Source organism: Pseudomonas sp. WS 5071, assembly GCF_012985765.1.
Lineage (GTDB): Bacteria > Pseudomonadota > Gammaproteobacteria > Pseudomonadales > Pseudomonadaceae > Aquipseudomonas > Aquipseudomonas lundensis_A.
Window position 1 is genome coordinate 1 of record NZ_JAAQWY010000093.1, and the last position, 589, is coordinate 589.

Annotated in this window: 2 protein-coding genes; both read left to right on the forward strand. The window is 55.9% G+C overall.

All coding sequences use genetic code 11. The features are described from left to right. The first annotated feature begins 154 nt into the window (after window positions 1–154). The gene (locus tag HBN61_RS22790) at window positions 155–319 is read left to right on the forward strand and encodes a LuxR C-terminal-related transcriptional regulator (RefSeq protein ID WP_524539089.1); all 165 of its coding nucleotides are present in this window, start codon (window positions 155–157) and stop codon (window positions 317–319) included. Window positions 320–401: 82 nt separating this feature from the next. Continuing rightward, on the forward strand, window positions 402–589 hold a 188-nt coding region (locus tag HBN61_RS22365; protein WP_524539063.1), incomplete at its 3' end, for a transposase.

Here is a 589-nt window from a genome sequence, read left to right on the forward strand (position 1 = left end):
GGTCAGGTGCAACGCGAAATTGGCAACCTATCGGCGCCGTCACACTCAACCCAGAGAGGGAGCAGCCGGCAGTGAAAATAGCAGCTTAAAAACACGGCTGACGCGACAACTACCTTGCAAAACGCCGGCACTGTCGCCCAAAGAAATTGAAGTGGTGAGGTTATTTGTCCAAGGACAATCCGGCCGCGAAATTGCTACACGGCTCAGTCGCAGTGAAAAAACTATCAGTCGCCAAAAACGCACGGCAATGAATAAGCTCGGGCTACGCCATGACTGCGCACTTATGGAGTGGGCTGCGGAAAGGGGACTCAGAGCTTGACGTTTTGCGCAAACGTCTAAGGAATCTCCGAACAAGCCTTCAGTTATGCGAGAATCCCCGCAACACCTGATCCGAGCCGCCCATGAGCCAGATGAGCTTTTCCGACTTTGAGTACGCCGGCAAGCGCAAGCAAACCCGCCGAGAGCGCTTCCTCGCCGAAATGGATCAGGTGGTGCCCTGGGCAGGCCTGCTGGAGCTGATCGAACCGTTCTACCCCAAGGCCGGCGGCGGTAGAAAACCCTATCCTCTGGAAACCATGCTGCGCATCCA